This window comes from Phycicoccus flavus (genome assembly GCF_004025965.2).
In the GTDB taxonomy this organism is placed as follows: domain Bacteria; phylum Actinomycetota; class Actinomycetes; order Actinomycetales; family Dermatophilaceae; genus Phycicoccus; species Phycicoccus flavus.
The window spans coordinates 31,957-58,688 of record NZ_SAYU02000021.1 but is presented as its reverse complement, the minus strand read 5'-3'; the positions used below and the strand labels follow the sequence as shown (position 1 = coordinate 58,688).

At 73.8% G+C, this 26,732-nt stretch carries 25 protein-coding genes; 9 read left to right on the top strand and 16 right to left on the bottom strand.

The genetic code is table 11. The features are described 5' to 3' along the window. Both gatA and gatC read right to left on the bottom strand, forming a co-directional pair. Positions 1–1,367, bottom strand: a 1,367-nt coding sequence (gene gatA, locus EPD83_RS08335) for an Asp-tRNA(Asn)/Glu-tRNA(Gln) amidotransferase subunit GatA (protein WP_165566456.1), incomplete at its 3' end; no start/stop codon positions are given. Between the two features lie 70 nt (positions 1,368–1,437). Then, complete coding sequence (gene gatC, locus EPD83_RS08330; RefSeq protein ID WP_128367774.1) at positions 1,438–1,734, bottom strand: Asp-tRNA(Asn)/Glu-tRNA(Gln) amidotransferase subunit GatC; 297 nt, start codon at positions 1,732–1,734, stop codon at positions 1,438–1,440. Between the two features lie 105 nt (positions 1,735–1,839). Here gatC and EPD83_RS08325 point away from each other — a divergent pair, with 105 nt between their 5' ends. Next, complete coding sequence (locus tag EPD83_RS08325) at positions 1,840–2,508, top strand: trimeric intracellular cation channel family protein (protein ID WP_235950414.1); 669 nt, start codon at positions 1,840–1,842, stop codon at positions 2,506–2,508. A 12-nt stretch (positions 2,509–2,520) separates the two neighbouring features. On the opposite strand, the gene ligA is transcribed toward EPD83_RS08325, so the two are convergent. The 4 genes from ligA to EPD83_RS08305 all read right to left on the bottom strand — a co-directional run bounded on the left by ligA (position 2,521) and on the right by EPD83_RS08305 (position 7,975). Further along, entirely contained in the window at positions 2,521–4,767 is a 2,247-nt protein-coding gene (ligA, locus tag EPD83_RS08320) for an NAD-dependent DNA ligase LigA (RefSeq protein WP_165566455.1), read from the bottom strand. A gap of 76 nt (positions 4,768–4,843) precedes the next feature. Further along, positions 4,844–5,305 carry a mycothiol transferase gene (locus tag EPD83_RS08315; protein WP_128368222.1) on the bottom strand — a complete coding sequence of 154 codons (462 nt, stop codon included), beginning with the start codon at positions 5,303–5,305 and terminating at the stop codon, positions 4,844–4,846. A gap of 25 nt (positions 5,306–5,330) precedes the next feature. Further along, positions 5,331–6,830, bottom strand: coding sequence for a hypothetical protein (locus EPD83_RS08310; RefSeq protein ID WP_165566454.1), 1,500 nt, complete (start codon positions 6,828–6,830; stop codon positions 5,331–5,333). Positions 6,831–7,219: 389 nt separating this feature from the next. Next, the gene (locus EPD83_RS08305; RefSeq protein WP_407676019.1) at positions 7,220–7,975 is read right to left on the bottom strand and encodes an endonuclease/exonuclease/phosphatase family protein; all 756 of its coding nucleotides are present in this window, start codon (positions 7,973–7,975) and stop codon (positions 7,220–7,222) included. A gap of 227 nt (positions 7,976–8,202) precedes the next feature. On the opposite strand from EPD83_RS08305, the gene EPD83_RS08300 reads away from it, so the two are divergent. Both EPD83_RS08300 and EPD83_RS08295 read left to right on the top strand, forming a co-directional pair. Further along, a complete protein-coding gene (locus EPD83_RS08300) occupies positions 8,203–9,693 on the top strand; it encodes a long-chain-fatty-acid--CoA ligase (RefSeq protein WP_128367562.1) in 1,491 nt (496 codons plus the stop codon). Continuing rightward, entirely contained in the window at positions 9,690–10,490 is an 801-nt protein-coding gene (locus EPD83_RS08295; RefSeq protein ID WP_165566453.1) for a hypothetical protein, read from the top strand. Before EPD83_RS08300 ends, EPD83_RS08295 begins: the two co-directional genes overlap by 4 nt. A 16-nt stretch (positions 10,491–10,506) precedes the next feature. Here EPD83_RS08295 and EPD83_RS08290 read toward each other — a convergent pair whose 3' ends face one another. Continuing rightward, positions 10,507–11,529, bottom strand: coding sequence for a uroporphyrinogen decarboxylase/cobalamine-independent methonine synthase family protein (locus EPD83_RS08290; protein ID WP_165566452.1), 1,023 nt, complete (start codon positions 11,527–11,529; stop codon positions 10,507–10,509). A gap of 284 nt (positions 11,530–11,813) precedes the next feature. Between EPD83_RS08290 and EPD83_RS08285 the strand changes: the two genes are divergently transcribed. Continuing rightward, positions 11,814–12,620: a hypothetical protein gene (locus EPD83_RS08285; protein ID WP_128367739.1), complete on the top strand. Its 807-nt coding sequence runs from the start codon at positions 11,814–11,816 to the stop codon at positions 12,618–12,620. 78 nt (positions 12,621–12,698) lie between these two features. On the opposite strand, the gene EPD83_RS08280 is transcribed toward EPD83_RS08285, so the two are convergent. Further along, positions 12,699–13,673, bottom strand: coding sequence for a pirin family protein (locus EPD83_RS08280; RefSeq protein ID WP_128367741.1), 975 nt, complete (start codon positions 13,671–13,673; stop codon positions 12,699–12,701). A gap of 216 nt (positions 13,674–13,889) precedes the next feature. Here EPD83_RS08280 and EPD83_RS08275 point away from each other — a divergent pair, with 216 nt between their 5' ends. Beyond that, positions 13,890–15,383, top strand: coding sequence for a S8 family peptidase (locus EPD83_RS08275; RefSeq protein ID WP_205859467.1), 1,494 nt, complete (start codon positions 13,890–13,892; stop codon positions 15,381–15,383). 92 nt (positions 15,384–15,475) lie between these two features. Further along, entirely contained in the window at positions 15,476–15,670 is a 195-nt protein-coding gene (locus tag EPD83_RS08270; RefSeq protein ID WP_128367730.1) for a hypothetical protein, read from the top strand. Between the two features lie 69 nt (positions 15,671–15,739). On the opposite strand, the gene EPD83_RS08265 is transcribed toward EPD83_RS08270, so the two are convergent. From EPD83_RS08265 to EPD83_RS08240, 6 genes are all read right to left on the bottom strand, one after another. After that, positions 15,740–16,012: a TraR/DksA family transcriptional regulator gene (locus EPD83_RS08265; RefSeq protein WP_128367731.1), complete on the bottom strand. Its 273-nt coding sequence runs from the start codon at positions 16,010–16,012 to the stop codon at positions 15,740–15,742. 58 nt (positions 16,013–16,070) lie between these two features. After that, positions 16,071–17,153: a tRNA 2-thiouridine(34) synthase MnmA gene (gene mnmA, locus EPD83_RS08260; protein WP_128367729.1), complete on the bottom strand. Its 1,083-nt coding sequence runs from the start codon at positions 17,151–17,153 to the stop codon at positions 16,071–16,073. Further along, positions 17,153–18,334, bottom strand: coding sequence for a cysteine desulfurase family protein (locus EPD83_RS08255; RefSeq protein ID WP_128367728.1), 1,182 nt, complete (start codon positions 18,332–18,334; stop codon positions 17,153–17,155). The genes mnmA and EPD83_RS08255 overlap by 1 nt, the downstream gene beginning before the upstream one ends. A gap of 46 nt (positions 18,335–18,380) precedes the next feature. After that, positions 18,381–18,788 (bottom strand): VOC family protein, encoded by a 408-nt coding sequence (locus tag EPD83_RS08250; protein WP_165566451.1) that lies wholly within the window; start codon positions 18,786–18,788, stop codon positions 18,381–18,383. A 149-nt stretch (positions 18,789–18,937) separates the two neighbouring features. Continuing rightward, positions 18,938–19,894 carry an electron transfer flavoprotein subunit alpha/FixB family protein gene (locus EPD83_RS08245; protein WP_128367321.1) on the bottom strand — a complete coding sequence of 319 codons (957 nt, stop codon included), beginning with the start codon at positions 19,892–19,894 and terminating at the stop codon, positions 18,938–18,940. Between the two features lie 30 nt (positions 19,895–19,924). Next, a complete protein-coding gene (locus EPD83_RS08240; protein WP_128367320.1) occupies positions 19,925–20,716 on the bottom strand; it encodes an electron transfer flavoprotein subunit beta/FixA family protein in 792 nt (263 codons plus the stop codon). A 200-nt stretch (positions 20,717–20,916) separates the two neighbouring features. Here EPD83_RS08240 and EPD83_RS08235 point away from each other — a divergent pair, with 200 nt between their 5' ends. After that, entirely contained in the window at positions 20,917–22,212 is a 1,296-nt protein-coding gene (locus tag EPD83_RS08235; RefSeq protein WP_164896543.1) for a DUF2254 domain-containing protein, read from the top strand. A gap of 28 nt (positions 22,213–22,240) precedes the next feature. Here the strand turns inward: EPD83_RS08235 and EPD83_RS08230 are convergent, their stop codons facing one another. Together EPD83_RS08230 and EPD83_RS08225 are read right to left on the bottom strand one after the other, a co-directional pair. Then, positions 22,241–23,020, bottom strand: coding sequence for an enoyl-CoA hydratase/isomerase family protein (locus tag EPD83_RS08230; RefSeq protein ID WP_128367318.1), 780 nt, complete (start codon positions 23,018–23,020; stop codon positions 22,241–22,243). Continuing rightward, on the bottom strand, positions 23,017–23,487 hold the full coding sequence (locus EPD83_RS08225; protein WP_128368507.1) for a T3SS (YopN, CesT) and YbjN peptide-binding chaperone 1: 471 nt from the start codon (positions 23,485–23,487) through the stop codon (positions 23,017–23,019). Before EPD83_RS08225 ends, EPD83_RS08230 begins: the two co-directional genes overlap by 4 nt. A 91-nt stretch (positions 23,488–23,578) precedes the next feature. Between EPD83_RS08225 and glgX the strand changes: the two genes are divergently transcribed. Beyond that, positions 23,579–25,741 (top strand): glycogen debranching protein GlgX, encoded by a 2,163-nt coding sequence (gene glgX / locus EPD83_RS08220; RefSeq protein WP_165566450.1) that lies wholly within the window; start codon positions 23,579–23,581, stop codon positions 25,739–25,741. Positions 25,742–25,827: 86 nt separating this feature from the next. Then, complete coding sequence (locus EPD83_RS08215; protein WP_128366730.1) at positions 25,828–26,718, top strand: phytanoyl-CoA dioxygenase family protein; 891 nt, start codon at positions 25,828–25,830, stop codon at positions 26,716–26,718. Positions 26,719–26,732 lie beyond the last annotated feature (14 nt).

Genomic DNA, 26,732 nt, shown 5'->3' with positions numbered 1-26,732 from the left:
CCGTCCTCGTCGGCCAGACCGCTCGGGACCGACAGGCCCGGGATGCCGGCGAGGTTGGCCGGGATGGTCGCGATGTCGTTGAGGTACATCGCCATCGGGTCGTCGAGCTTGTCGCCGAGCCGGAAGGCCGTCGTCGGCGCGGTCGGGCTGACGAGGACGTCGGCCGACCCGAACGCGGCCGTGAAGTCGTCGGCGATGAGCCGCCGCACCTTCTGCGCCGAGCCGTAGTAGGCGTCGTAGTAGCCGCTGGAGAGGGCGTAGGTGCCGAGGATGATGCGGCGCTTCACCTCGTCGCCGAACCCGGCGTCGCGGGTGGCGGCCATGACCTGCTCGGCGCTCGGGGCGTCGACCCCGCCGGGCTCGACCCGCAGGCCGTAGCGCATGGCGTCGAACTTGGCGAGGTTGCTGCTCGCCTCGCTCGGGAGGATGAGGTAGTACGCGGCCAGGGCGTAGGTGAAGCTCGGGCACGAGACCTCGACGACCTCGGCGCCCGCGTCGACGAGGTGCCGCACGGCCTCGTCGAAGCGCTGCTGCACCCCGGCCTGGAAGCCCTCGCCGGTCAGCTCCCGCACGATGCCGATCCGCATGCCCGAGACGTCCGCGCGGCGGGCGGCTTCGAGCACCGGCGGCACCGGCGCGTCGACCGAGGTCGAGTCCATCGGGTCGTGACCGCCGATGACCTCGTGCAGCAGCGCGGCGTCGAGCACGGTGCGGGTGCAGGGCCCGGCCTGGTCCAGCGAGGACGCCAGCGCGACGAGGCCGTAGCGCGAGACCCCGCCGTAGGTCGGCTTGGCGCCGACGGTCCCGGTGACGGCGGCGGGCTGACGGATCGAGCCGCCGGTGTCGGTGCCGATGGCCAGCGGCGCCTGGAAGGACGCGACGACCGAGGACGACCCGCCACCGGAGCCACCGGGGATCCGGTCCAGGTCCCACGGGTTGCGGCTCGGGCCGTAGGCGCTGTGCTCGGTCGAGGAGCCCATCGCGAACTCGTCCATGTTCGTCTTGCCGAGCAGTGGCATCCCCGCCGCGCGCAGCCGCGCGACGAGCGTCGCGTCGTACGGCGGGACCCAGCCTTCGAGGATGCGGCTGCCGCACGTCGTCGGCAGGCCCTCGGTCGCCATGACGTCCTTGACGGCGACCGGGACGCCCGCCAGGACGTGCAGCGGCTCCCCCGCCGTCCGGGCCTGGTCGACGGCGTCGGCGGCGGCGAGGGCGCCCTCGGCGTCGACGTGGAGGTAGGAGTGCACGGCACCGTCCACGGCCGCGGTGCGGTCCAGCAGCGCCTGGGTCACCTCCCGGGAGGAGACGGTGCGGGCGCCGAGCAGGTCGGCGAGCTCGGCGGCGGTGGCGCGGGTCAGGTCGGTCACGGTCGGGTCCTTGCGGGGGCGGGTGCGGGAGCGGCGGGGTGACGGGGAGCGGCGGAGACGGGCTCCGGCGTCACTCCTCCTCGAGGATGCGCGGGACGCTGAAGCGCTGCTGCGCGGCGTCCGGGGCGCCGGCGAGCGCCTGCTCGGGGGTCAGCGAGGGCCGGACCACGTCGGGCCGGGTCACGTTGACGAGCGGCAGCGGGTGGCTCATCGGCTCGACGCCGTCGGTGGGGGCCTGCTGCACCGTCGCCACCGACTCCAGGATGACGCCGAGCTCGCCGACCATGCGGTCCAGCTCGTCGTCGGACAGGTCGATCCGGGCGAGCCCGGCGAGGTGGGCGACGTCGTCGCGGGTGAGGTCGGCCATGGCGGCCAGTCTATGGGTGGCCGCGAGGTCCCCCGACCCGCCCTTCGGCCCGCCCGTCGACCCGCCGCCCGACGCTCGGCGGCCCGGTGCTGCCATGATCCTCCGGTGCTCACCGACACCGCGACGGTGCAGACCGTGCTCGACGTCTGCGGGGTCTTCGTCTTCGCCCTGTCGGGAGCCCTCGTCGCCGTCCGTGCCGGGCTCGACCTCCTCGGCCTCCTCGTCCTGGCCTGGGTCGCCGGGCTGGGTGGCGGCATCGTCCGCGACCTCTTCCTCGGCATCACCCCGCCGGTCGCCGTCAGCGACTGGCGGCTGCTGGCCGCCGCCGTCCTCGCCGCCCTGCTCGTCTTCCTCCTCCACGGCACCTGGCAACGCGCGGCGGACGACGCCGTGGGCGGGCGGCGGCGCCTGGTCTCCCGCGCGGTCCGGCTGCTCGACGCCGCCGGGCTCGCCCTGTTCGCGGTCAGCGGCGCCCTCGTGGCGCTGGCGAACGACGCCGGGCCGCTGGCCGCGACCCTCATCGGCGGCATCACCGCGGTCGGCGGCGGGCTGCTGCGCGACCTCCTGGCGGGCCGGGTGCCCGAGGTGCTCCAGCGCGAGCTCTACGCCCTGCCCGCCCTCGCCGGGGCCGCGCTCGTCGTCCTCCTCGACCGCCTCGGGGTGCTCTCGACGGTGACGGTCTGGGCGGCGGTGCTGCTCGTCTTCGCCATCCGGGTGCTCGCCGTGGCGCTGGACCTCAACGCCCCACGCGCCCTGCGCAGCCGCGACCGCTGACCGGCGGAGGGCTCAATCCGCGGGCTCGGAGTCGCCCGCGGCGTCGTCGGGCCCGGTCTCCGCCTCGTCCTCGGCGGGCTCGTCCTCCGCCGGCTCGGGCTCGGGCGGGTCCTCGGGACCGTCCGCGAGGAGGCGGGTGAACCCGGCCTCGTCGAGGATGGGGAGGCCGAGCTCGCGGGCCTTGGTCTCCTTGGTCCCCGCGTTGGCGCCGACGACGACGTAGTCGGTCTTCTTCGACACCGACCCCGACGCCTTTCCGCCGCGGGCGAGGATGGCCTCCTTGGCGGAGTCGCGCGAGAACTCCTCGAGCGACCCGGTGACGACGACGGTGAGCCCGGCCAGTGTCTGCTCGACCGAGGTGTCGCGCTCGTCCTCCATGCGGACGCCGTCGGCGCCCCACCGCTCGACGATGCGGACGTGCCAGTCGTTGCCCTCGCGGTCGAACCAGTCGCGGACGGCCTCGGCGATGACGGGCCCGACGCCCTCGACCCCGGCGAGCTCCTCGGTGCTCGCGGCCCGGATCGCGTCCATCGACGCGAAGTGCTGGGCGAGGGCCCGGGCCGCCGTGGGCCCGACGTGGCGGATCGACAGGGCCACGACGACGCGCCAGAGCGGCTGCTCCTTCGCGGCGTCGAGGTTGTCGACGAGCCGCCGGCCGTTGGCCGAGAGGACGCGGCCGTCCACGACCGCGTCCTGCGGGTCGGACCGCTTCGCGGCCCGCGTGTAGAGCGGGACACGGGCGACGTCCTCGGCGGTGAGCGAGAAGAGCATCGACTCGCACGGGCCGCCGAGCTCGGGGTCGTCGAGCACGCCGGACTCCAGCAGCGCCGAGGCGCCCTCCATGCCCAGGGCCTCGATGTCGAACCCGCCGCGGCCGGCCAGGCTGAACAGCCGCTCGCGCAGCTGGCTGGGGCAGGACCGGGAGTTGGGGCAGCGGAGGTCCTTGTCCCCCTCCTTCTCCTCGGCCAGCGGGGTCCGGCACGACGGACACCGGGTCGGCATCTTCCAGCGCCGGGTGCCCTTGGGGCGCAGGTCGACGACGGGGGCGAGGATCTCGGGGATGACGTCGCCGGCCTTGCGCAGCACGACGGTGTCGCCGGGCCGGACGTCCTTGCGGGCGACCTCGTACTTGTTGTGCAGGGTCGCCATCGAGACCGTCGACCCGGCGACGGTGACCGGCTCCATGACGCCGAAGGGGGTGACCCGGCCGGTGCGGCCGACGTTGACCTCGATCCGCAGGAGCCTGGTGTTGACCTCCTCCGGCGGGTACTTGAACGCCATGGCCCAGCGCGGCGCGCGGCTGGTGGACCCGAGCTGGCGCTGCACCGCGATCTCGTCGACCTTGACGACGACGCCGTCGATCTCGTGCTCGACGCTGTGCCGCTGCTCGCCGTAGCCGTCGACGAACGCCTGCACCTCCTCCAGCGAGTCCAGCACCCGGTAGTGGCTGCTCGTCGGCAGACCCCAGCCGTGGAGCAGCTCGTAGGCCTCGGACTGGCGGGTGATGTCGAGACCCTCCCGCCGGCCGAGGCCGTGGACGAGCATCCGCAGCGGCCGGGTGGCCGTCACCCGGGGGTCCTTCTGGCGCAGCGACCCGGCGGCGGCGTTGCGCGGGTTGGCGAAGGGCGCCTTGCCCTGCTCGACGAGGCCCGCGTTGAGGTCGGCGAAGGCCTCGATGGGGAAGAAGACCTCGCCGCGGACCTCGACGAGCCCCGGCAGGTCGTCGCCCTGCAGCTCGGAGGGCACCCCGTCGACGGTGCGCACGTTGAGGGTGACGTCCTCCCCCTCGCGGCCGTCGCCGCGGGTCAGGGCCCGGGTGAGGCGGCCGTTCTCGTAGAGCAGGTTGACCGCGAGCCCGTCGATCTTCAGCTCGCAGAGGTAGTGCAGCTCCGCTCCCCCGGCGTCCCGCTCGACCCGGGCCGCCCACGCCGCGAGCTCCTCGGCGGTGAAGGCGTTGTCGAGGCTGAGCATCCGCTCGAGGTGCGTGGCGGTGCGGAAGTCGGTGGAGAAGACCGCACCGCCCACCTGCTGGGTGGGGCTGTCCGGGGTGCGCAGGCTCGGGTGCGTGTCCTCGATCGCGTTGAGCCGCTTCATGAGCGCGTCGTACGCCCCGTCGCTCACGGTCGGCGCGTCCTTGACGTGGTAGGCGAACTGGTGGGCGCGGGCCTCCTCGGCCAGGCCCTCCCACTCGTGGCGGACGTCGTCGGGCACGGCGTCGGCGGGCTGCTGCGCGGCGGGGTCGGTGGGGGTCTCGCTCACGGTCCGATCCTGCCGCACGGCGCCGACACCGGGGCCGCCTCGGGCGCACGCACGGCCACCCGGCCGGCGACTTCGCTCAGGAGCGGCCGGCGAGCAGGACGTCCGCCGTCACCTCGAGCTGCCCCAGGTGCTGGGCGAGCTCCTCGTAGACGTGGAGCAGCACGTCGCCCTGGGTCTCGTAGACGACGGTGACGTCGTCGGTCACGGGGTTCACCGGCGGCGCGTGGACCTCGCTCGCGGCGACGTCCTCGTACAGGCGTGTCCGGGCGTGCTCCAGCAGCGCCAGGGCGTCCTCGACCGTCCCGGTGGCCGTGAACTCCGCGTCGCGGTCGCGCGGGACCGCGAGACCCCGGTTGGTCGTGCGGGCCCAGAACCCCATGACCCCGCAGACGTGCGCGACGACGGCCGAGGCGCTGTTGCTGCCCTCGACGTGCTCGAGGCGGGCGTCGACGAGGTCGTCGCCCAGCCGCCGGCAGAGCGCCGCGTACTGGTCGAGCGCGTCGTCGCAGTAGCGGAGGAACTGCTCGCCCGTCACCATCCCCCGACGGTAGGCGACGCCGGGACTACTCGTTCACGAAGGACGCGATCGTCCTCCACTCCGCCGGGCACGGTCCTCCCGGCGGGCACGCGGTGTGCCGGAGCACCAGGGTCTCGCCCGACCTGCCCCGAGGGACGGTCGCCGACCAGGTCGCGGTCCCGTCCGGGCCCGAGGAGACCGTCGCGTCCAGGACGTGCCTCGTGTGCCTGCCGTTCCTGCTGCGGCACAGCTCGACCCGGGTGAGGGTGCCGGGCTGGACGTCCGAGGCCGCGAACGTGGCCTCCAGGGTGTTGCTCCGACCTGGCTCGATGGCGGCCGACACCTCGGCCAGTCCCGGCCCACTGGCCGGGTTGCGGACCCTCACCACCTCCGAGGTCACGACGGGCGCGCCGTCCGGCCCCGTCGGGCAGGTGGGTCCGCCGATCTCCTCGTCGCCGACCAGGCAGTAGCCGACACTCACGCTGTCCCACCGGGTGGGCGAGATCGGGATCGAGATCGTCCGCTCGATCCGGTCGAGCCCGTCGGGACGCAGGACCTCGGACCAGATGTCCGAGCGCGCGACCGCCGCCGCCGCCGTCGACGGCTCGTCCGTGACCCGCGCGGCGCGGGCTCGCGGGGTCCCCCACACCTGGAGGGCGAGGTTCCGGCCTCGCGAGCGGTCCGCCCGCACGGACACCTCGAGCGTGCTGCGACCCTCGGCGGTCCCCACGTCGGCCACGACGGACGGGACGACCGCGAGCGACTTCGACTGGACGGCCAGCTTCGTCGCTCCGTACAGCCCGAGGGAGGTGGCCGACACCGCGACGACGACCAGGGCTGCCGTCGTCGGGAGGGTGATCATCCGCAGCAGCGACCAGCCCAGGAGGGCCAGGAAGCCACCGACGAGGACGAGCGTGAGTCCCACGGTCATGATCCGGCCCGCGTCGACGAGGACCCGACCGGACCCCTCGTCGACGGTCCGGGGGAGCAGGAGGCCGACGGCCAGGGCGCCGAGGACCAGCGACCAGGCAGCCCACAGGACGACCCTCGCTCGAGTGCCCGTCACGGTCGGTCCACCGTCGATGGCGAGGGCGTAGGCGGCGACGGCGCACGCCGCGGCCACGACGAAGAGGGCACCGCCGATCCACGGATGCGACGTCTCGAGCAGCCAGGCCTTCATGCCTCCCCCCGCGGGCGGGGTGTCAGCAGCCTCGGGCAGGTAGACCGACGTCGCCAGCAGCATGACGAGGAGGACGGCGATCAACGCCCACAGACGGGTCCGCGAGCCGAAGGTCACCGCGCGGGAGAAAAGGGCGCACACGACGCCGATGCCGAGGAGGACGAAGATGCACATGGTCGCAGGCGCATAGATCCGCAGCCCTTGGTCCAGCGTGCCCTCCTTGATGCCGAGGAACGTGAGGACCGACGCCGCCGCGGTGAATCCCGCGGCCGTCCAGGCGAACGCCTTCGAGAGTCCCTTCTCGTTGATGACGCTCGTCGCCGAGGGCTCCGGCCGCGACGCCGGAGGCGCATCCCGCTGCGCCACAGGGTCCCCGCCCTCCGCGGGGGTCCCTCCCGAACCCGTGGGGGTGCTCTCGCCACCAGCGCCGGACGGCGCGGGGTCGCCGAAGGGACGGAGGCGCTCTCGCCAGGACACGCGCGCCGACTGCGGCCCCGGCCCCGAAACGGAACGCCCACCATGAATGATCACGTGCCCACCGATTCCGTCCTCGAATGCGATGACGGCACCAGTGTCGATTCGACGACGGGACCCCGTCGATAGCACGGAGGGGCTATTCGGCCAAGACGTCCTCGCGGCGCCCGCTGCCCGGTCGCGGACCCACGGACGACCACCCCGGGAGCCGGTCGGTCCACGGCCGTCCGTGGCCGTGGACCGACCGGCTCCGTCACGTACCCGTCGCCTCGCGGTGGCCGTCAGTACGTCGAGGGGACGAGCAGGACCATCTGGACCGCGTCGTGTCCCTTCGAGGCGAAGCCCACCTCACGCACGGACCCGTCCTGGGCGAGCCTCGCGGGCTTGTAGAAGCCGTCGATGTCCTCGGGGAGTGCGCGGGGCACGATCCGCCCCCCGGTGCGCCTGCTCAGGTCGTTCGGGTCGCTGCGGACGACCTTGTTCCAGTCACCGCCGATGACCAGCCGGCCGGGGTAGAGGTCGGACATGTTCTTCAGCGAGGTGATCATCTCGTCGTAGGCGCTGCCGCCCCCCGTCTGGCAGGACCCCGGGGGCAGGTGGGCCGACGCGGGCCGGATGACCCCGCCGTTGTTCAGCCGCACGGTGACGTGGGCGATGTACCGGGCCTGGGTGCGGCAGTCGCCCGCCGTGGTGCCGAGCCTCAGCTGGACCGGGCCGACGGCGCTGCGGGACGGGACGATCGAGCGCCGCACGATGACGGCCGAACCCGCCTTGGCCGAGCCGCGGCCGTCCGAGACGTCCTGCCGGACGATCCAGCGGTCCCCGAGGAGGGTGTGGAAGTTGACGTTCTTGGCCTCCTGCACCAGCACGATGTCCGCCCGCTGGCTGTAGTTCTCGAAGCGCTGCCGCACCGTGGCCCCGTCGAGCGCGAAGTTGACGTTCGCCGTCACCACCCGCACCCGCTGGGTGTCCACGGCGCTCGCCGCCGGCGCGCTCGCGGCCACCGCCCCGGCCGCCGCCGCACCCGCCACCAGCATCACCAGGGCCCGTCGTCCCCATGTCCTGCGTCCCATCCCGACCACTCCCCTCGCTGCGCCCACCCCTCCGGCGGGTCGTCGCGACGAGCCTCGCCCGGGCCGCTGCGACGCCGGTACGGACCCGCTGCGAACGCGGTGCGCGCCCCGGATCCCCGGCAGGTGCTGGCGTCCTGCGCCCGCGCGGGGAAGGATGGAGGTCCCGCCACCGACGTCGGACCGGAGCCACGATGACGAACCTCTCGACCAACCTCACGACGACCGCTGCCGAGCAGCCGGACAAGGACGCGCTGCGCGTCAACGGCCAGGGGGTGACGTACGCCCAGCTGCACGCGATGGCGGCGAAGGTCGCGGGGACGCTGCGCGAGAACGGGGTCGAGCCGGGCGACCGGGTCGCGGTGATCCTCCCGAACGTCCCGTCCTTCCCCGTCGTCTACTGGGGGATCCTCCTGGCCGGCGGCGTCGTCGTCCCGATGAACCCGCTGCTCAAGGCGGGCGAGATCGACTTCTTCTTCACGAACTCCGGCGCGAAGATCGCCTTCGTCTGGCCCGACTTCGTCGAGGAGGCGACCAAGGGCGCGCAGAACAGCGGCACCCGCGTCGTCACGACGGGCCCGATGGGCCCGGAGGACTTCGAGGGCGGCGACCCGGTCACCGAGCCCACGCCCCGCGAGGACGACGACACGGCGATCATCCTCTACACCTCGGGGACGACGGGCCGTCCCAAGGGCGCCGAGCTGACCCACAGCAACATCCACCTCAACGCGACCCGCTCGGCGCAGGTGATCCAGACGCTGTCCTCCGACGACATCGTCATGGGCTGCCTGCCGCTCTTCCACGTCTTCGGCCTCGTCGTCGGGCTCAACGCAGCGACGACGGTGGGGGCCTCGCTCGCGCTCATCCCGCGCTTCGACCCGGCCGCGGCCATCGAGGTCATCGAGAAGGAGCGGGTGACGATCATGCAGGGCGTCCCCACGATGTACGCCGCGATCCTCAACCACCCGCAGTCCGACGGCATGGACGCCTCCAGCCTGCGCACCTGCGCCTCGGGCGGCTCGGCGATGCCGCTGGAGGTGATGAAGGCGTTCGAGGAGAAGTTCGGGTGCGTCATCCTCGAGGGCTACGGGCTGTCCGAGACCTCGCCGGTCGCCTCCTTCAACATGCCCGACAAGGAGCGCAAGCCGGGCACGATCGGGGTCGCCATCCCGGGCTGCGAGATGCGCTGCGTCGACCTCGACGGCGCCGAGGTGCCGGTCGGCGAGGTCGGGGAGATCGCCATCCGCGGCGACAACGTCATGAAGGGGTACTGGCAGAACCCCGAGGCGACGGCCGAGGCCATCCCCGACGGCTGGTTCCGCACCGGCGACCTCGCGACGATGGACGACGAGGGGTACTTCACGATCGTCGACCGCAAGAAGGACATGATCCTGCGCGGCGGGATGAACGTGTACCCGCGCGAGGTCGAGGAGGTCATCTACCAGCACCCCGACGTCCTCGAGGTCGCCGTGGTGGGGATGCCCGACGACCTCCTCGGCGAGCAGGTCGGCGCCGCCGTCGCGCTGCGTGAGGGCTCGGACGCGACCCCGGAGGACGTCATCGCCTTCACCAAGGAGCGCATCGCCGCGTACAAGTACCCGCGCAAGGTGTGGGTCGTCGACGCACTGCCCAAGGGCCCGACGGGGAAGATCCTCCGCCGCGAGGTCCACGCCCCGGCCGAGTGAGCGCGCAGCCCGCCGCCCGCCGCCGGCGGTCCGAGCGCGAGGTCGACCTGGCGGCCCGCCGCCGGGTCGCCGAGCTGTGGCGTGCCACGGGCCTCGGCTTCACCATCGTGTGGACCGTGCTGCTCGTGCTCGTCGTCGGCTTCTGGGTGCGGGTGACCTTCCTCCCGCGCCCCGGGGACGACCTGCCCGGCTCGCTCCAGGTGCTGCTCGCCCCGGTGGCCGTCATCTCGGCGGGGATGGTCGTGTGGGGCCTCGTGTGCGGCTGGCGGCTGCTGCGGCGCCGCACGAGCGGCTGGGACGCCGTCGTCGTCCTCGGCGCCTTCGCCATCGCCGTCGCCGTCATGGTCTGGGCCCCCGGCCGGTTCCTGGACAGCCTGGACAAGGCGCCGACGGACGTCGCCGTGGCCCTCGTCGTCCTCGGCGTCGCCTCGGTGGGCACCGGTCTGCTGGGTCAGCGGGCCTTCCGCCGGGCGTCCACCGGCCTGGAGCCGAGCGACGTCGACGAGTACGAGTACGAGGACGAGGAGCCGGTGCCGCAGGACGGGTACGGCGACCCCGATGTCCGGACCACCGCCGACTACCCGGTGCAGTACGCCGACGGGCCCTCCGCCGGCGAGGACGACACCCGCCGGTACGGCGGCGACCACGACACGCGGGCGTACGACCCCGACGGGTACGACACCCGCCGTCACGGCGGCGACGACGACACGGTGACGTACGACCCCGACGGGTACGACACCCGCGGTCGCGGCGGGTACGACGACCCGACCGGCCCGGAGCACGACCGGCGCTGGTGAGCCCGCGGCCGGCGCCTCAGCCGCCGGCGTCCTCGGCGAGCCGGCGCGCCGCGTCGAGGGCCGACCGCTGCACCCGGACCGCCGTCTCGACCGTGCGCCCGCCGAGGCCGCACGCGGGAGAGACGACGAGCCCCCGGACGGCGTCCAGCGCCAGACCGGCACGTTCCAGCCCGTCCGAGACCACCTCCCGGGCCCGGGTGTCGGGGGTCGAGCCGTCGGTGGCGAGCACCCCGGCGACCAGCCCGGTCCCGCTCTCGAGGGTCGCCGCCACGGACTCCCACCGGGCGGGCGAGGCGTCGACGAGGTCGACCGCGAGCGCTCCCGCGCCGCTGTCGCGCAGCAGCGGCAGGGGCGCCCGCGGGTGGCAGCAGTGCAGCACCGTGGGGCCGTCGTGGGTGGCCAGCATGTCGCGCAGGGTGTCGCCGACGACCTGGGCGTCCACCGGCCGGACCCGGCCGTAGCCGGACGCGGTGGGAAGCGACCCCTCGAGCACCGAGGGCAAGGCGGGCTCGTCGACCTGCAGCACGACCTCGGCGCCGGGGACGAGGCGCCGGACGTCGGCGACGTGCCGGGCCATGCCCTCGGCCAGTGACGCGGCGAGGTCGGCGACCGCCCCGGGGTCGCTCACCGCGCGCTCCCCGCGGGTCAGCTGCACCGTCGCGGCCAGCGTCCAGGGCCCGCACACCTGGACCTTGAGCGGTCCGGCGTAGTCCTCGTAGGCCTCGGCCAGCTCGTCGAGGTCCTCGCGCAGGAGGGATGCCGTGCGCCCGGCGTCCCGGCCGGGACGGTCGACGAGCCGCCAGCCGCTCGGCTGGAGGTCGACGGCGAGGTCGACGAGCAGCCCGGCGCCGCGGCCGACGAGGTCGGCGCCCGGGCCGCGGTCCGGGGTCTCGGGCAGGTAGGGCAGCCCGACGCCCTCACCGTCGACGAGCAGGTCGCGCACGGTCCGGACCGCCTCACGGGCCGAGCGTCCCGGCCAGGAGCCGATGCCGGTGGCGCGGACGGCCGCCCGGTCCCCGGCCGGGGTGGTCGCGCTCACCGCTGCCGCCCCACGGGCGCCGTCACCGGCTCCGGGCCGGGCGGCCCGGCGGCGTCGGCGGGCAGGTCGACGCTGCAGCACTCGTGTCCGGGACGCATGGTGAGGCTCACGCGGGCCATCCTCTCGCGCCGACGGGCCCGGCCCCGGCCGGGGTGCGCGGCCGCGGGGTCGGTCCCGGCCACGGACGGGGGCCGCAGCGAACGCGCAGCGACGCCGCAGCGGACCGGGACATCGTCGAGGGCACGGCCGGGACGAGACCGGCCGACGACCCTGGGGGGACCACCATGACCGACGACCAGACCACTCCGAGCCGCCGCCTGCTGCTGGGCGGCGCCCTCGCCACGACCGCCCTCGGCGGCCTGGGCCTCGCCACCGCGGGCCCGGCCGCGGCGCACGGCACGATCCAGACCTACCCGGGCATCAACGGCGCCCGGACCTACTACGAGGTGAACGGCGGGGCGGGCAGCTGGGGCTACCGGCCCGGCTTCCACGACCGGCTCAACACCTGGCTGAAGTTCTGGAACGCCAACACGCCGTCGTCGTGGGGCGACGCCTCGCGGGTGTGGGGCTACGGCGCGCACTACGACGGGCGGTACTCCGAGGCGCACAACGCCGGCCGCGGCTTCGACCTGTCCCGGATCTACGTCGGCTCGAACCGCCAGTTCTTCGCCCGCCAGGACCTGTGGCGGAACTACGCCGACGCCGACATGCGGCGCAACCGGCGGCACTACTGGGCGACCTCGGCCTCGATCCACTACCACTTCCGCAACGTGCTGACCTACCTCTACAACGCCGACCACGCGAACCACATCCACATCGACAACCTCGTGTCCGGCAGCGGCAACTCGACGTTCTCGACCGGCTCCGGCGCGCAGGTGCAGCACGTACAGGCGTGCTGCCGCCTCGTGTGGGGCCTCAACACGACGATCGACGGCAAGTGGGGCTCGCAGACCGCCAGCCACTCCACGCGCGTCCTGCGCGCGGCCGGCGTCTCCAGCGGCGGGATCACGACGTCGCAGGCGAAGTGGCTCGCCTTCAACCGGGCGACGACGCGGCGGGGCTACGGCACGCAGTCCTACCCCTCGCCCTGAGCGACGGCCCTCGGGCCCACGGACGCCGACGCCCCCGGTGAGTAGCGCTCCCGGGGGCGTCGTGACGTCCGGCGGCGGTCAGAGCACGTCGTGACCGGGGTGCGGCTCGCTCGGGACGGTCCCGAGGCGGCCGGCCTGGAAGTCCTCGAAGGCCTGGACCAGCTCGTCGCGGGTGTTCATGACGAACGGGCCGTAGGCGGCGACGGGCTCGCGGATCGGGCGCCCGCCGAGGATGTAGAGGTCCAGGCTGGGGCTGCGCGACTCCTGCTGCTCGTCCGCGCCGACCTCGACGACGTCACCGCCGCCGAGCACGGCCAGCTGCCCCATCGAGAGGGGCCGGCGGTCCGGACCGACGCTGCCGCGGCCGTTGAGGGCGTAGACCAGCGCGTTGTAGCCGGGGTTCCAGGGCAGGCGCACCCGGGCGCCCGGTGCGACGGTGACGTGCAGCGCGACGATCGGGGTGTGCGTGATGCCCGGCCCCTCGTGGCCGTCGAGCTCGCCGGCGATGACCCGCACGAGCGCGCCGCCGTCCGGGCTCGACAGCAGCTGGACGTCGTTGCCGCGGATGTCCTGGTAGCGCGGGGGCGACATCTTCTGCGCCCGCGGCAGGTTCACCCACAGCTGGAGGCCGTGGAAGAGTCCGCCCGACATGACGAGCTCCTCCGGCGGCACCTCGATGTGCAGCAGACCGGAGCCGGCCGTCATCCACTGGGTGTCGCCGTTGGTGATGACGCCGCCGCCACCGGTGCTGTCCCGGTGCACGAAGGTGCCGTCGATGATGTAGGTGACGGTCTCGAAGCCCCGGTGCGGGTGCCAGGCGGTGCCCTTCGGCTCCCCCGGCGCGTACTCGACCTCGCCCATCTGGTCCATGTGGATGAAGGGGTCGAGGGCCGCGAGGTCGACGCCGGCGAACGCGCGGCGGACCGGGAAGCCCTCGCCCTCGAAGCCCTGCGGAGCGGTCGTGACGGACCGCACGGGACGGGACACCGCCCCCGCGGACGGCTCGGAGACCCGCGGCAGGGTCAGGATGTTCTCGACGGTCACGGCCGGCATGTCGCTCACGCTCCTTCTGCGTCGATCCTCCCCTCGGAGGGTCACCGCGTCCAACGATAGTTGATCTTTCAACATTCCCGGCGGGACCGGGGAGAAGGGACCCGATCGCAACTCGCCTGTCGCTCCGGTCGCCGTCGTCGGTGGACCGACCTAAGGTGTGGCGGCACCGGCGTCATCCGCCGGAGAGCCGAACGATCAGGAGATCCCGTGTCCCGCATGTCCCGCACCCTTGTCGGTGCGTCCGCCGTCGCTGCGCTGACCGCAGCGGCGTTCGGCGGCGCGTCAGCAACGGCCGCACCGGCCCCCTCGGCCGCCACGTCCGCCTCCGGTGGCAGCTACCTCGTCCTCGCCCCGCAGGGCAAGAGCACCGCGAAGGCGCAGCAGCGCGTCGCCGCCGCCGGCGGCACCGTCGTCGCCAGCTACGACGCCATCGGCGTCCTCGTCGTGCGCTCGGCCAACGCCGACTTCGCCACCGACGTGCGCGGCGCCGGCGTCGAGTCCGCGGCCTCCACCGCCGGCCTCGGCACTCCGCTCGACGAGGGCGCGACGACCACCGTCGACGCCCCCGCCGCGGTCGACGCCACCGGCGACCCCACCGCCGAGCCGCTCTACGGCCTGCAGTGGGACATGGACCAGATCGACGTGCCCGAAGCGCACGCCGTGACCACCGGGAGCCCGGACGTCACGGTCGGCGTCCTGGACAGCGGGATCTCCAGCACCCACCCGGACCTCGCCACCCAGATCGCCAAGGACCAGAGCGTCTCGTGCATCGGCGGCACGCAGAACACCGCCGAGGCCGCGTGGAACCCCACGACCTCCGACCACGGCACCCACGTCGCGGGCACCATCGCCGCGGCCATCAACGGGGTCGGCATCGCCGGCGTCGCGCCGGGCGTCAAGGTCGCGTCCGTCAAGGTCGTCAACGACGACGGGTACATCTACCCCGAGGCCGCGGTCTGCGGGTTCATGTGGGCCGGTGCGCACCAGATGGAGGTGACGAACAACAGCTACTACATCGACCCGTGGGAGTTCAACTGCCGCAACGACGCGCGTCAGCGTCCGGTGTGGCAGGCCGTCCAGCGGGCCATCCGCTACGCGAACTCGCAGGGCACCCTCAACGTCGCCTCCGCCGGGAACTCCAACGTCGACCTGCAGCACAAGTTCATCGACGACAGCAGCCCCAACGACGGCAGCTACCCCGTCGAGGAGCGCACCATCACCGGTGCCTGCGTCGACCTGCCGGCCGAGGCCCCGGGTGTCGTGACGGTCTCCGCCACCGGCCCGACCCAGGAGAAGTCCTACTACTCCTCGTACGGCCAGGGCGTCGTCGACGTCGCCGCCCCGGGTGGTGACAGCCGCGTCCGCAGCGCCGGCGCCACCTCGCGCAGCGCCGACGCCATCCTGTCGACGACCTTCAACACCCGGACCCGCACCAACGGGTACGGCTACAAGCAGGGCACCTCGATGGCCGGCCCGCACGCCGCCGGCGTCGCCGCCCTCGCCGTCTCGGCGCACCCGAACCTCAAGACCGGGGCCCTGGCCTCGATGCTCGAGCGCACCGCGACGCCGCTGGAGTGCCCGGACGGGGTCTTCAACGCCGTGCCGAACCACCCCGCCGGCCCGCACGCCTACGACGCCACCTGCACCGGCGGCCAGCGCAACGGGTTCTACGGCGCGGGTGAGGTGAACGCGTACAACGTCGTCCGCTGACGACCGCGACGTCACCACCGCACCACCCGGGGCCGGCCGGCATCATCGCAATCCGGCCGGCTCCGTCGCGTCCGCGGGCTAGCCTCGAGGCCATGAGCCGCACCGTCGCCGTCGTCCTCGGGGTCCTCTGCATCGCCATGGGCCTGCTGTGGACCTTCCAGGGCCTCGGCTACGTCGGTGGCAGCCCGATGACCGGGGTGACGCTCTGGGCCGTCGTCGGACCGGTCCTGGCCCTGGCGGGGCTCGCCCTCGTCGTCGTGGGGGGCCGGGCCCGCCGACGCGAGTGACGAGGACGGCCGACCCAGCCGCACCGCCGGGACCCCCGCCTCGCCGGGGACCGTCGTCGCCGCGCGGCGTCAGCGGGCGTGGGTGACGCAGGTCCGGGCGGTCGGGCGCGCCTCGAGCCGCTCGACGGGGATCGGCTCGCCGCACACCTCGCACCGGCCGTAGGTCCCCGCCGCCACCCGCTCGCCCGCCGCGTCGAGCTCGGCGAGGCGCGTGCGCAGCCCGTCGGTGAGGGCCATCAGCTGCGAACGCTCGTAGGCGATGGTCTGCCCCTCGGGGTCGTGCTCGTCGTCCGCGTTGCTGTCCCGCGAGGCCTCGACGAGCCGGCGCAGGTCCTCCTCCATCGCGGTCAGGCGCACCCGCAGGTCGGCTCGCTCGGCCACGACCCGCGCCGCGGGGCCGTCAGGCGGCACGGCGGGTGCCGGTGACGGTCGCCGACCCGAGCACCCGGGTGCCCTGGTAGAGCACGACGGACTGGCCCGGCGCGACGCCGCGCAGCCGGCGGGCGAGCCGGACGGCCACCGTGTCACCGGACACCCTCGCGGTGGCCGGGACCTCCTCGCCGTGGGCGCGCACCTGGGCCCCGACCGCGACCTCGCCGTCCGGGACCGGGCCGCACCAGCGCAGGTGCTCGCCGTCGAGGACGTCGACGCCGAGGAGGTCGGCGGTCCCGATGACGACCCGGTTGCGGGGCGCGTCGACCTCGACGACGTAGCGCGGCTCGCCGTCCAGCCGGGAGCGGTCGACCCCGAGTCCGCGGCGCTGGCCGACGGTGAAACCGTAGGCGCCCGCGTGCTCACCGACGACCTCGCCGGAGACGGCGTCGACGAGCTCACCGCGCTGCTCGCCCAGGCGGCGGGTGAGGTAGCCGCGGGTGTCGCCGTCGGCGACGAAGCAGATGTCGTGGCTGTCCGGCTTCTTCGCCACCGACAACCCCCGGGCGGCGGCCTCGTCGCGGACGTCGGACTTCACGGTGTCCCCCAGCGGGAAGAAGGCCCGGGCCAGCTGCGCCTCGTCCAGCACCCCGAGGACGTAGGACTGGTCCTTGGCCGGGTCGACCGCCCGGTGCAGCTCGCGCCCGTCCGGGCCGTCGAGCACCTGCGCGTAGTGGCCGGTGGCGACGGCGTCGAACCCCAGCGCGACCGCCTTGTCGAGCAGCCCGGCGAACTTGATCGTCTCGTTGCAGCGCAGGCAGGGGTTCGGGGTGCGGCCGGCGGCGTACTCGGCGACGAAGTCCTCGACGACGTCGCGCTCGAACCGCTCGGCGAGGTCCCAGACGTAGAAGGGGATGCCGAGCCGGTCGGCGACCCGGCGGGCGTCCCCGGCGTCCTCGATGGTGCAGCAGCCGCGCGCGGACTCGCGCAGCGTGGCCGCCGAGCGTGACAGCGCGAGGTGGACGCCCACGACGTCGTGGCCGGCGTCGATCATCCGGGCGGCGGCAACGGCGGAGTCGACCCCGCCGGACATCGCGGCGACGACGCGCATCAGGCGATGCCCCCGGCCCTCCGGGCCCGCTCGACGACCCCGGGCAGCGCGGCGAGGACGGCGTCGACGTCGGCGTCGGTGCTCGTGTGGCCGAGGGTCAGCCGCAGCGCCCCGCGGGCCTCCTTCTCGCCGTAGCCCATGGCCAGGAGGACGTGGCTGGGCTGCGGGACCCCGGCCTGGCAGGCCGAGCCCGTGCTGCACTCGACGCCCGCGGCGTCCAGCAGGTAGAGCAGCGAGTCGCCCTCGCAGCCGGGGACGAGGAGGTGGGCGTTGCCGGGCAGCCGGCCGACGCCGTCCCCGGCCCGCCAGCAGCCGCTGACCGTGATGCCGAGGTCGAGGGCGAGCGCGCCCTCGACGAGCCGGTCGCGCAGCGTGAGCACCCGCTTGGCCTCGACGTCGCGGGTGGCGACGGTCTGCTCCAGGGCCACGGCGAAGGCATGGACGCCGGCGACGTCCAGGGTGCCGCTGCGCACCTGCCGCTCCTGGCCGCCGCCGTGCAGCTGCGGGACGAGCCGGGCGTCGCGGCGCGCCAGCAGGGCGCCGACGCCGACCGGGCCGCCGACCTTGTGCGCCGTGACGGACATCAGGTCCGCCCCCGACTCCTCGAACCGCACGTCGAGGTGCGAGAGGGCCTGGATGGCGTCGGTGTGGAACGGCACGCCGTGCTCCCGGGCGACGGCGGCGAGCTCGGCCACCGGCTGGACGGTGCCGACCTCGTTGTTCGCCCACATGACGCTGACCACGGCGACGTCGTCGGCCTCCTCGAGGGCCGCGCGCAGGTCTTCGACGGCGGTGTGCCCGCAGCGGTCCGGCTCGAGCCAGGTCACCGTCGCCCCGCGCCGCTCGACGAGGTACTCGACCGGGTCCAGGACGGCGTGGTGCTCGATGCCGCTCGTGACCACGCGGACCCGGGCGGGGTCCTCGTCGCGCCGTGCGGCCCAGGTACCCTTGACCGCGAGGTTGTCGGACTCGGTGCCGCCGGAGGTGAAGACCACCTCGGACGGACGGGCGCCGAGTGCGCCGGCGATGCGCTCGCGGGACTCCTCGATCACCTTGCGGGCCGCGCGACCCGCCGTGTGCAGCGAGGACGCGTTCCCCACCCGCCGCGCGGACTCGACGAACGCGTCGACCGCCGCCGGCAGCATCGGCGTCGTCGCCGCGTGGTCGAGGTAGGCGCTCACAACCGGCGAGTCTACGTTTCGGCCGGCCGCTCGGACCGCCCGCGGGTCAGGCCACGAAGAGACAGAACGGGTGGCCCGCGGGGTCGGCGAGGACGTAGAGGGGCTCCTCCTCGTCGTCGGTCCGGTCCAGCCGCAGCTGCGCCCCGAGCGCGAGGGCCCGGTCCTTCTCGCGCTCGAGCTCGGAGCGGTCGGCGACGGTGGCGTCGACGTGCAGCTGCATCGGGACCTCGTGCGACGGCCACGTCGTCGGCGTGAGCCCCGGCACCAGCTGGAAGGCGAACCGGTTGGCGCCGTCCGTGTCGCGCAGCACGAGCCAGTCGGCGTCGTCGGCGCCGCCGTCGGTGGGCGGCTCGTCCCCCGGCCGGTAGACCAGCCCGAAGAGCTCGCGGTAGAACTCCGCGAGGCCGCGGACGTCCGGTGTGTCGAGGACCGTGTGGAGGATCCGTGGTGGCATGGCGACCCCTTCCCGTCGTCCCCGCACGTTAGCGGCACGCGCCGACAGGGGGGGTTCGGCCGCGGACGACGACAGGGCGACCGAGTCGGTCGCCCTGTCGTGTCCGCACTGCCGCGCGGCGTCCCGCCTCGTGAGCGGGTGGTCGTCTCTCAGCCCTTGCGCTTCTTCACCTCTCCGGTGGCTTGCGGGAGGACCGAGAACAGGTCACCGACGACGCCGAAGTCGACGAGCTCGAAGATCGGCGCCTCCTCGTCCTTGTTGACGGCGATGATCGTCTTCGAAGTCTGCATGCCGGCACGGTGCTGGATGGCCCCGGAGATCCCGGCCGCGACGTACAGCTGCGGCGAGACCTGCTTGCCGGTCTGCCCGACCTGGTTGCTGTGGGGGTACCAGCCGGCGTCGACGGCGGCGCGGCTGGCGCCGACGGCGGCGCCGAGGGAGTCGGCGAACTCCTCGACCGGGCCGAAGTCGCCGCCGGTGCCGCGGCCGCCGGAGACGACGATGGCGGCCTCGGTGAGCTCCGGGCGTCCGGTGGCCTTCTTCGGCTGGCTGTCGGTGACCTTCGCGGCCTTGGCGGCGTCGCTGACGCCGGCCTCGACAGCCTCGACGGTGCCGGCCTCGGGGGCGGCCTCGATGGACGCCGAGTTCGGCTTGACGCAGATGATCGGCGTGCCCGTCGTCACCGTCGCCGTCACCGTGTACGAGCCGGCGAACACCGACTGGGTGGTCTCGACCCCGGCGTCCCCGGCGCGCACGTCGACGGCGTCGGTGATCATGCCGCTGCCGGTCTTGATGGCCAGCCGCGCGGCGATCTCCTTGCCGGCCGCGTTGCTCGGGACGAGCACGGCGGCCGGGGACACCTTCTCGACGAGCTGCGCGAGGATCTCGGCCTGCGGGGCGACGAGGTAGCTCGGCGCGTCCGGGTCGTCGACGGCGTACACCTTGTGCGCGCCGTACTTCGCCAGCGTCTTCTGCGCGGCCTCGGCGCCGGGGCCGATGTGCACGGCGCTCGGCTCGCCGAGGCGGCGGGCCAGGGTCAGCAGCTCGGCGGTGGCCTTGCGCAGCTTGCCGCCGGCGTGGTCGGTGAGGACGAGTACTTCAGTCATGGTCGTGGGTGCTCCTGTCTCGGCGCCGGCTCAGAGGAACTTCTGGGTCGAGAGGAACTCGGCCAGCCGCGTGCCGCCGTCCCCCTCGTCGGTGACGAGCTGGCCCTGCTCGCGCGGCGGGCGCTTGGCGTACGAGACCACCCGGGTCCACGCGGCGTCGAGGCCGACGTCCGCGGGGTCGACGCCGAGGTCGGCGAGCGACCACGTCTCGACCGGCTTCTTCTTCGCCGCCATGATCCCCTTGAACGAGGGGTAGCGCGGCTCGTTGATCTGGTCGGTGACCGAGACCAGGGCGGGCAGGCTCGCCTCGACGGTCTCGGAGGCGGTGTCGCCGTCGCGGCGGATGGTCACCGACCCGTCGCCGACGGTGAGCTCGGAGGCGTAGGTGACCTGCGGCAGGCCGAGGCGCTCGGCCATCATCGCGGGGACGACGCCCATGACGCCGTCGGTGGAGGCCATGCCGGTGAGCACGAGCTCCGGGCTGCCGTCGGTGGCCTTCTTCACGGCCTCCGCGAGGACCAGCGAGGTGCCGACGGCGTCCGAGCCGTGGATGGCGTCGTCCTGGACGTGCACGCCCTTGTGGGCGCCCATCTGGAGGGCCTTCTTGATGGCGTCGGCGGCGGCGGCCGGGCCGACGGTGACGACGGTGACCTCGCCGTCCCCCTGCGCCTCGACGATCTTCAGCGCCTCCTCGACGGCGTACTCGTCGAGCTCGGACAGCAGGCCGTCGACGGCCTCGCGGTCGACGGTGCTGTCCGACTCCTGGAACGTCCGCTCGGACTGTGCGTCCGGGACGTACTTGACGCAGACGACGATGTTCATGCGCGCCTCGTCCTCCCTCGGTGGATGGTGGTGGGGCCCGGACGTCACCGGGCGCTCGCTCGCTCCATCCTGTCAGCAGGTGAGCGCTCGTTCACCACCCGGGCGGCGTGATCGTGACCACGCGTCGAGCCTCGCCGGGACAGCCGGGCGACGGCGCGGGCAGCGGTGCCCACCACGCCGCGCATGACAGGATCGGGGGCGTGAGCAGCGAGGACGTCGTCGGACCGGGCACCGTGCGGCGCACGGTCGGTCCGCTCGGTGACCCCGAGACCGTCGGCTGGTGGGAGGCGACCTGGCGCCCCTTCTGGGTCCTGCCGTCGGTCATCACCGTCGGCGCGGTCGTCGTCGGGATCCTCCTGCCCCTCGTCGACGAGTACCTTCTCGGCGACGTGGCGTTCCTCTTCAGCGGCAACGTCGACTCCGCCCGCAGCCTGCTCGGGACCATCGCCAGCGCGATGATCTCGGTCACCGGCCTCGTCTTCTCGATCACGATGGTCGTCATGCAGCTGGCGAGCAGCCAGTTCACCCCGCGGCTCGTCGGCTCCTTCCTCGGCAGCCGCATCGTGCAGACGACGCTCGGGGTCTTCACCTCCTCGTTCGTCTTCGCCCTCATGGTGCTGCGCGACGTGCGCGGCGGGGACCGCATCTTCGTCCCCCAGCTCTCGGTCTCCGTCGCCTTCGTGCTCGTCCTGCTCAGCGTCGGCATGTTCTTCGCGTTCATCCACCACATCACGATGTCCATCCAGGTCGACCAGGTCATCGACCGCATCGCGGCCTCGACCGTCCGGGCGCTGGAGAAGGGGTCCGAGGAGGAGTGGGACGACTCCTCGGCCGTGCCGCCCTCGTGGTCCCAGCAGCCGGGGCCCTCGGTCGTCGTGACGAGCCAGGAGGGGCACGGCGTCGTCCAGCGGATCCACTACAGCCACCTCGTCGAGCACGCCCAGGAGGCCGGGGTCGTCGTCGAGCTGCTCACCCGGCCCGGCGACGTCCGGCACCGGCGCCACGAGCTCGCGGTGGTCCACGGGGCCCACGCCGGCGACGACGTCCTCGACCGGGTCCGCGAGGGCTTCGGCCTCGGCCGCGAGCGCACCCTGCAGCAGGACCCGGAGTTCGGCTTCCGCCAGCTCGTCGACATCGCCGAACGGGCCCTCTCCCCCGGCATCAACGACCCGACGACGGCGGTCCAGGTCCTCGACGAGCTGCACCGTCTGCTGCGGGTCGCCGCCACCCGCCCGGACCGCTCGTCCTACCTCGTCGACGGCGACGGCTCGGTGCGGCTCGTCGACCGGCCGACGACCTTCGCCCGCATGCTCGACCTCGCGATCGACGAGATCGCGCACTACGGCCAGGACACGCTGCAGGTGCCGCGGCGCATCGAGGCGCTGCTGGACGACGTCCAGGGCATGGCCCGGCCCGAGCACGCCGCGACGGTGGCCGCCAAGCGCGCCGACCTGCGCTCGAGCCACGGCGGCCGGCACGCCGACGACGGCGACTGACGCCGCCGGGGACCGACGCCGCCGGGGCTCAGGACCCCTCGAACGGCGCGGGGCCCTTGCCCTTCTCGACGAAGTGGCGCATGCCGGTGGCGCGGTCCCGGGTCGCGAACAGCCCCGCGAACAGCTGCCGCTCGATCTCCAGCCCGGTCTCGAGGTCGACCTCGAGCCCGCGGTCGATGGCCTCCTTGGCGGCACGGACGGCGTAGGACGGGCCGCCGACGTAGCGGGACACGAGCTCGCGGGAGGCGGTGTACACCTCGGCCGCCGGCACGACCCGGTCGACGAGACCGATGGCCAGCGCCTCCCGCGCGTCGACGAAGCGGCCGGACAGGACGAGGTCCTTGGCCCGCGCCGGACCCACGAGGCGGGCCAGGCGCTGGGTCCCGCCCGCGCCCGGGATGATCCCGAGGAGGATCTCGGGCTGGCCGAGCCGCGCGTCCTCGGCGGCGACCCGCCAGTCGCACGCGAGGGCGACCTCGCAGCCGCCGCCGAGCGCGTAGCCCGTGACCGCGGCGACGGTGGGCTTGGGCAGCCGGGCCAGGGCCCGGGTGAAGTCCTGGAGCAGGCCGGAGTGGTCGACCATGTCCGTGTAGGACATCGTCTCCATCTCCTTGATGTCGGCCCCGGCGGCGAAGACCTTCTCGCCGCCGTAGACGACGACCGCGGCGACGTCGGACCGCTCGGCGGCCTCGCGGCACGCCGCGACGAGCCCGTGCTGGATCTCGGCGTTGAGCGCGTTCATCGGCGGACGGTCGAGCCGGACCGTGCCGATGCCGTCCTCGACCTCGAGGCGGACGAGGTCGCTCACGCCTGCTCGCCCTCGGGCCGGCCGGTCTCGGGGTCGATGCCGAGGACCCGCTGGTGCCACAGGTGGACCGCCGACAGGACGGTCTGGACGGAGATCTGGACGAGGACCGGCAGGTCGGACCCGGGCGTCACGAGGTGCTCGCCGAGGACGACGAGCGTGCCGTCGGCCACGCCGGTCTTGACGTGGTTCATGTGCAGGTTGACGTCGTTGCAGGTCTCGTAGAGCTTGAGCCGGTCGGCGGTCAGCTCGTCCTGGATCTTCCACTGGCCGAAGACCCGCATGATCTGGACCTCGCCCTCGATGCAGCGCACGAAGAGGGTCTGGTCGTTGACGGTGAACGCGACGTCGCCGTCCTCGTCGAGGTTCGGCGCGACCCCGAGATCGGTGAGCACGTCGAGGACCCGGCCGCGCAGCGGGTGCTCGTCCGGGGGCGGCGGGAAGTTCGGCAGCGAGGTCGGATCGGTCATGTCCCCACCGTAACGACTCGGGCGCACCGGCGACCACGCCGACCGGACGGGCTCCGGCGCGCGCCCCGGCGCGGTCACTAGCCTGTCGCCCATGCCTCCCTGGTCCGCCACCCACGTGCCGCCGCCGGGGCCGCTGACCCGCGACCTGCCCCCGCCGCCGGGGGTCACGCCGGTCGCGGGCGGCTGCGACGTCGCGGTCTACGCGGGGCACGCCGAGGGCGTTGAGGTCTGCCTGTTCGAGCCCGGGGACGCCGCCGGCGAGAGCGAGCGCCGCGTCCCCCTGCGCGAGCGGGCGCACGGCTGGTGGTTCGGGACGGTGCCCGGCATGGTCGCCGGTCAGCGCTACGGCCTGCGGGCCGCCGGCCCCTGGGACCCCGAGCGCGGGATGCTGCACAACCCGGCCAAGCTGCTGCTCGACCCGTACGCCGACGCGCTCGAGGGGTCGGTCACCTGGGGACCGGAGCTCTACGCCCACGTCGTCGACGGCTCCTGGCACGGGGAGCTCGACCGCCCGTCGGCGCTGGACAGCCGCGGCCACGTGCCGCGCGGCGTCGTCGTCGACCACGCCTTCGACTGGGGCGCGGACTCCCCGCCGGGGCGCACCCGCAGCGAGTCCGTGCTCTACGAGGCGCACGTGCGCGGCCAGACCATGCGCCACCCCGGGGTGCCGGAGGAGCTGCGCGGCACCTACGCCGGCCTCGCGCACCCGGCGGCGGTCGAGCACCTGGTCTCCCTCGGCGTCACCGCCGTCGAGCTGCTGCCCGTGCACGCCTTCACCCACGAGCCGCACCTCGTGCGCCGCGGCCTGACGAACCACTGGGGCTACAACACGCTCGGGTTCATGGCGCCGCATCCCGCCTACGCCGCGGCCCGGGATCCCCAGGGGGTGGTCGACGAGGTCAAGGGCATGGTCAAGCTGCTCCACGCGGCCGGCATCGAGGTCGTCCTCGACGTCGTCTACAACCACACGGCTGAGCAGGGGCGCACCGGCGCCGCGCTCTCCTGGCGCGGGCTGGACCAGCGGGCGTACTACCGGCTGGACGAGCGCGGCCGCGACATCGACGTCACCGGCTGCGGCAACACCCTCGACCTGCGCCACCCCGTCGTGTGCCGGATGGTCCTGGACTCCCTGCGGCACTGGGTGCAGGAGTACCACGTCGACGGCTTCCGCTTCGACCTCGCCGTGGCGCTGGGCCGCGGCCGCGGGGACGACTTCGACCCCGACCACCCGTTCCTCGTCGCCCTGCGCACCGACCCCGTTCTCTCCCGGGTCACCCTCGTCGCCGAGCCCTGGGACCTCGGCATCCACGGCTGGCGCACGGGCCAGTTCCCGCCGCCCTTCCTGGAGTGGAACGACCGCTTCCGCGACACCGCGCGCCGCTTCTGGGTCGGCGACCAGCGGGCCCAGCGCGACGGGCACGCGGGGCACGACGCCCGCGAGCTCGCCACCCGGCTCACCGGCTCCCGGGACCTCTTCGGCGCCCGCGACCGCGGCCCGACGGCGTCGGTCAACTTCGTCACCGCGCACGACGGCTTCACCCTCGCCGACCTCGTGTCCTACGACCACAAGCACAACGAGGCCAACGGCGAGGACAACCGCGACGGCTCGGACGGCAACGGCTCGTGGAACCACGGCGCGGAGGGACCCACCGACGACGACACCGTCCTCGCGGCCCGCCGTCGGACGGTGCGCGCGCTGCTCGGCACGCTGCTGCTCTCGCAGGGCGTGCCCATGCTCACCGCCGGCGACGAGCTGGGGCGGACCCAGGGCGGCAACAACAACGCCTACTGCCAGGACACCGAGGTCGCGTGGGTCGACTGGGACCTCGAGCCCTGGCAGGAGGACCTGGTCGCCACCACCCGGCACCTGCTGGCCCTCCGGCGCCGGCTGCCGGCGTTGCGCCGGCGGATGTGGCTGCTCGGCCGGCCCGTCGAGGGCGACCGCCTGGACGTCGCGTGGTTCGGCGCCGACGGCGCCCCGATGCACGGCCGCTGGGAGCAGGCCGGCTCGCGGGTGCTCCAGATGGCCCTGGCCCCCACCGGGCCCGGCGAGCCCGGCGTCCTGCTCGTCGTCAACGGCACCGACCGCGACGTCGAGGTCACGGCGCCCGACGGGCTCGGCGGGGGCCGGCTGCTCTGGGACAGCGCGTGGGACCGGCCGGAGGGGAGCGAGCCCGGGGAGGGCGAGCGCACGGAGCCTGAGAGCCCCGCCCTCGTGGCCGCGACCTCGCTGCGGGTCTACGCGACGGTCTGACCCGCCGGGCCCGCGCCGTCCGGGTCCCCGCCGCCGCCCGCCCTACACTGTCGGCAGACGCGACCCCACGTGAAGGAGCATCTGGCATGACCGCGACCGCGCCCGCCCCGACGGGGTACGAGCCGCTCGACCCCGCGATCCGTGAGCAGTACGACCGCGACGGCTTCGTCGTCATCAAGGGCGCTCTGCCCGAGGACGACCGCGCCTACTTCGAGGACGCCGTCGACCGGATCTACGCCGAGGAGGAGGCCGCCGACCGCCTGCGGCCCGACCGGTCGATCCACGTCATGGGCTGGCTGCACAAGGACCCGCGCTTCCCGGAGCTGCTCACCTGGCCCACGACCTTCCCCTACATCTGGGGGAACATGGGCTGGAACATCTACACCCACCACAACCACATCGACGTGAACCCGCCGAAGGACGAGCCGCCGTTCTGGAACTGGCACCAGGACGGGTACCGGCAGAACTCGGACATCGACATGGACGTGCGTCCGATGTTCATGACCAAGATCTGCTTCGCCCTCACCGACCTGTCCGAGCCCGGCTACGGCAACACCAAGGTCATCCCCGGCAGCCACAAGAACAACACCCTGGCCGGCCGGCCCGAGAAGCCGGGCGACCCGATCATCGAGCCCGAGGGCGCCGTCGAGGTCCTCCTCGAGCCCGGCGACGCGTTCATCTTCGACCGCCGCATCTGGCACAGCCGCTCGATGAACCAGAGCGAGCGCATCCGCAAGCTCATGTTCATCGGCTACACCTACCGCTGGATCCGCCCGCTCGACGAGAACGTCGCCGACCAGGACTCCGAGTGGTTCGCCGGCCTGTCGCCGGTCCACCAGCAGCTCCTCGGCCACGGCCCGGACCACGCCTCGTTCTGGGGCATCAAGCAGACCGGGGCCATCGACTACGAGATCCCCCTCGCCGCCGAGCTCAAGGAGCGCGGCCTGCTCGACCGGAGCATCCCCTACCTCCGCTGACCCCCCGGCCCCCG

What these genes read in the sequence shown, in the direction of transcription:
- glgX (WP_165566450.1), top strand. Translation starts at nt 23,579, where the DNA reads ATGCCTCCCTGGTCCGCCACCCACGTGCCGCCGCCGGGGCCGCTGACC.
- mnmA (WP_128367729.1), bottom strand. Translation starts at nt 17,153, where the DNA reads ATGCGCGTCGTCGCCGCGATGTCCGGCGGGGTCGACTCCGCCGTTGCC.
- EPD83_RS08285 (WP_128367739.1), top strand. Translation starts at nt 11,814, where the DNA reads ATGACCGACGACCAGACCACTCCGAGCCGCCGCCTGCTGCTGGGCGGC.
- EPD83_RS08315 (WP_128368222.1), bottom strand. Translation starts at nt 5,305, where the DNA reads ATGGTGACGGGCGAGCAGTTCCTCCGCTACTGCGACGACGCGCTCGAC.
- EPD83_RS08305 (WP_407676019.1), bottom strand. Translation starts at nt 7,975, where the DNA reads ATGCTGGTGGCGGGTGCGGCGGCGGCCGGGGCGGTGGCCGCGAGCGCG.
- EPD83_RS08265 (WP_128367731.1), bottom strand. Translation starts at nt 16,012, where the DNA reads ATGGAGGAGGACCTGCGCCGGCTCGTCGAGGCCTCGCGGGACAGCAAC.
- EPD83_RS08225 (WP_128368507.1), bottom strand. Translation starts at nt 23,487, where the DNA reads ATGACCGATCCGACCTCGCTGCCGAACTTCCCGCCGCCCCCGGACGAG.
- gatC (WP_128367774.1), bottom strand. Translation starts at nt 1,734, where the DNA reads ATGGCCGACCTCACCCGCGACGACGTCGCCCACCTCGCCGGGCTCGCC.
- EPD83_RS08245 (WP_128367321.1), bottom strand. Translation starts at nt 19,894, where the DNA reads ATGACTGAAGTACTCGTCCTCACCGACCACGCCGGCGGCAAGCTGCGC.
- EPD83_RS08280 (WP_128367741.1), bottom strand. Translation starts at nt 13,673, where the DNA reads ATGCCGGCCGTGACCGTCGAGAACATCCTGACCCTGCCGCGGGTCTCC.
- EPD83_RS08240 (WP_128367320.1), bottom strand. Translation starts at nt 20,716, where the DNA reads ATGAACATCGTCGTCTGCGTCAAGTACGTCCCGGACGCACAGTCCGAG.
- EPD83_RS08300 (WP_128367562.1), top strand. Translation starts at nt 8,203, where the DNA reads ATGACGAACCTCTCGACCAACCTCACGACGACCGCTGCCGAGCAGCCG.
- EPD83_RS08270 (WP_128367730.1), top strand. Translation starts at nt 15,476, where the DNA reads ATGAGCCGCACCGTCGCCGTCGTCCTCGGGGTCCTCTGCATCGCCATG.
- EPD83_RS08275 (WP_205859467.1), top strand. Translation starts at nt 13,890, where the DNA reads ATGTCCCGCACCCTTGTCGGTGCGTCCGCCGTCGCTGCGCTGACCGCA.
- EPD83_RS08250 (WP_165566451.1), bottom strand. Translation starts at nt 18,788, where the DNA reads ATGCCACCACGGATCCTCCACACGGTCCTCGACACACCGGACGTCCGC.
- EPD83_RS08215 (WP_128366730.1), top strand. Translation starts at nt 25,828, where the DNA reads ATGACCGCGACCGCGCCCGCCCCGACGGGGTACGAGCCGCTCGACCCC.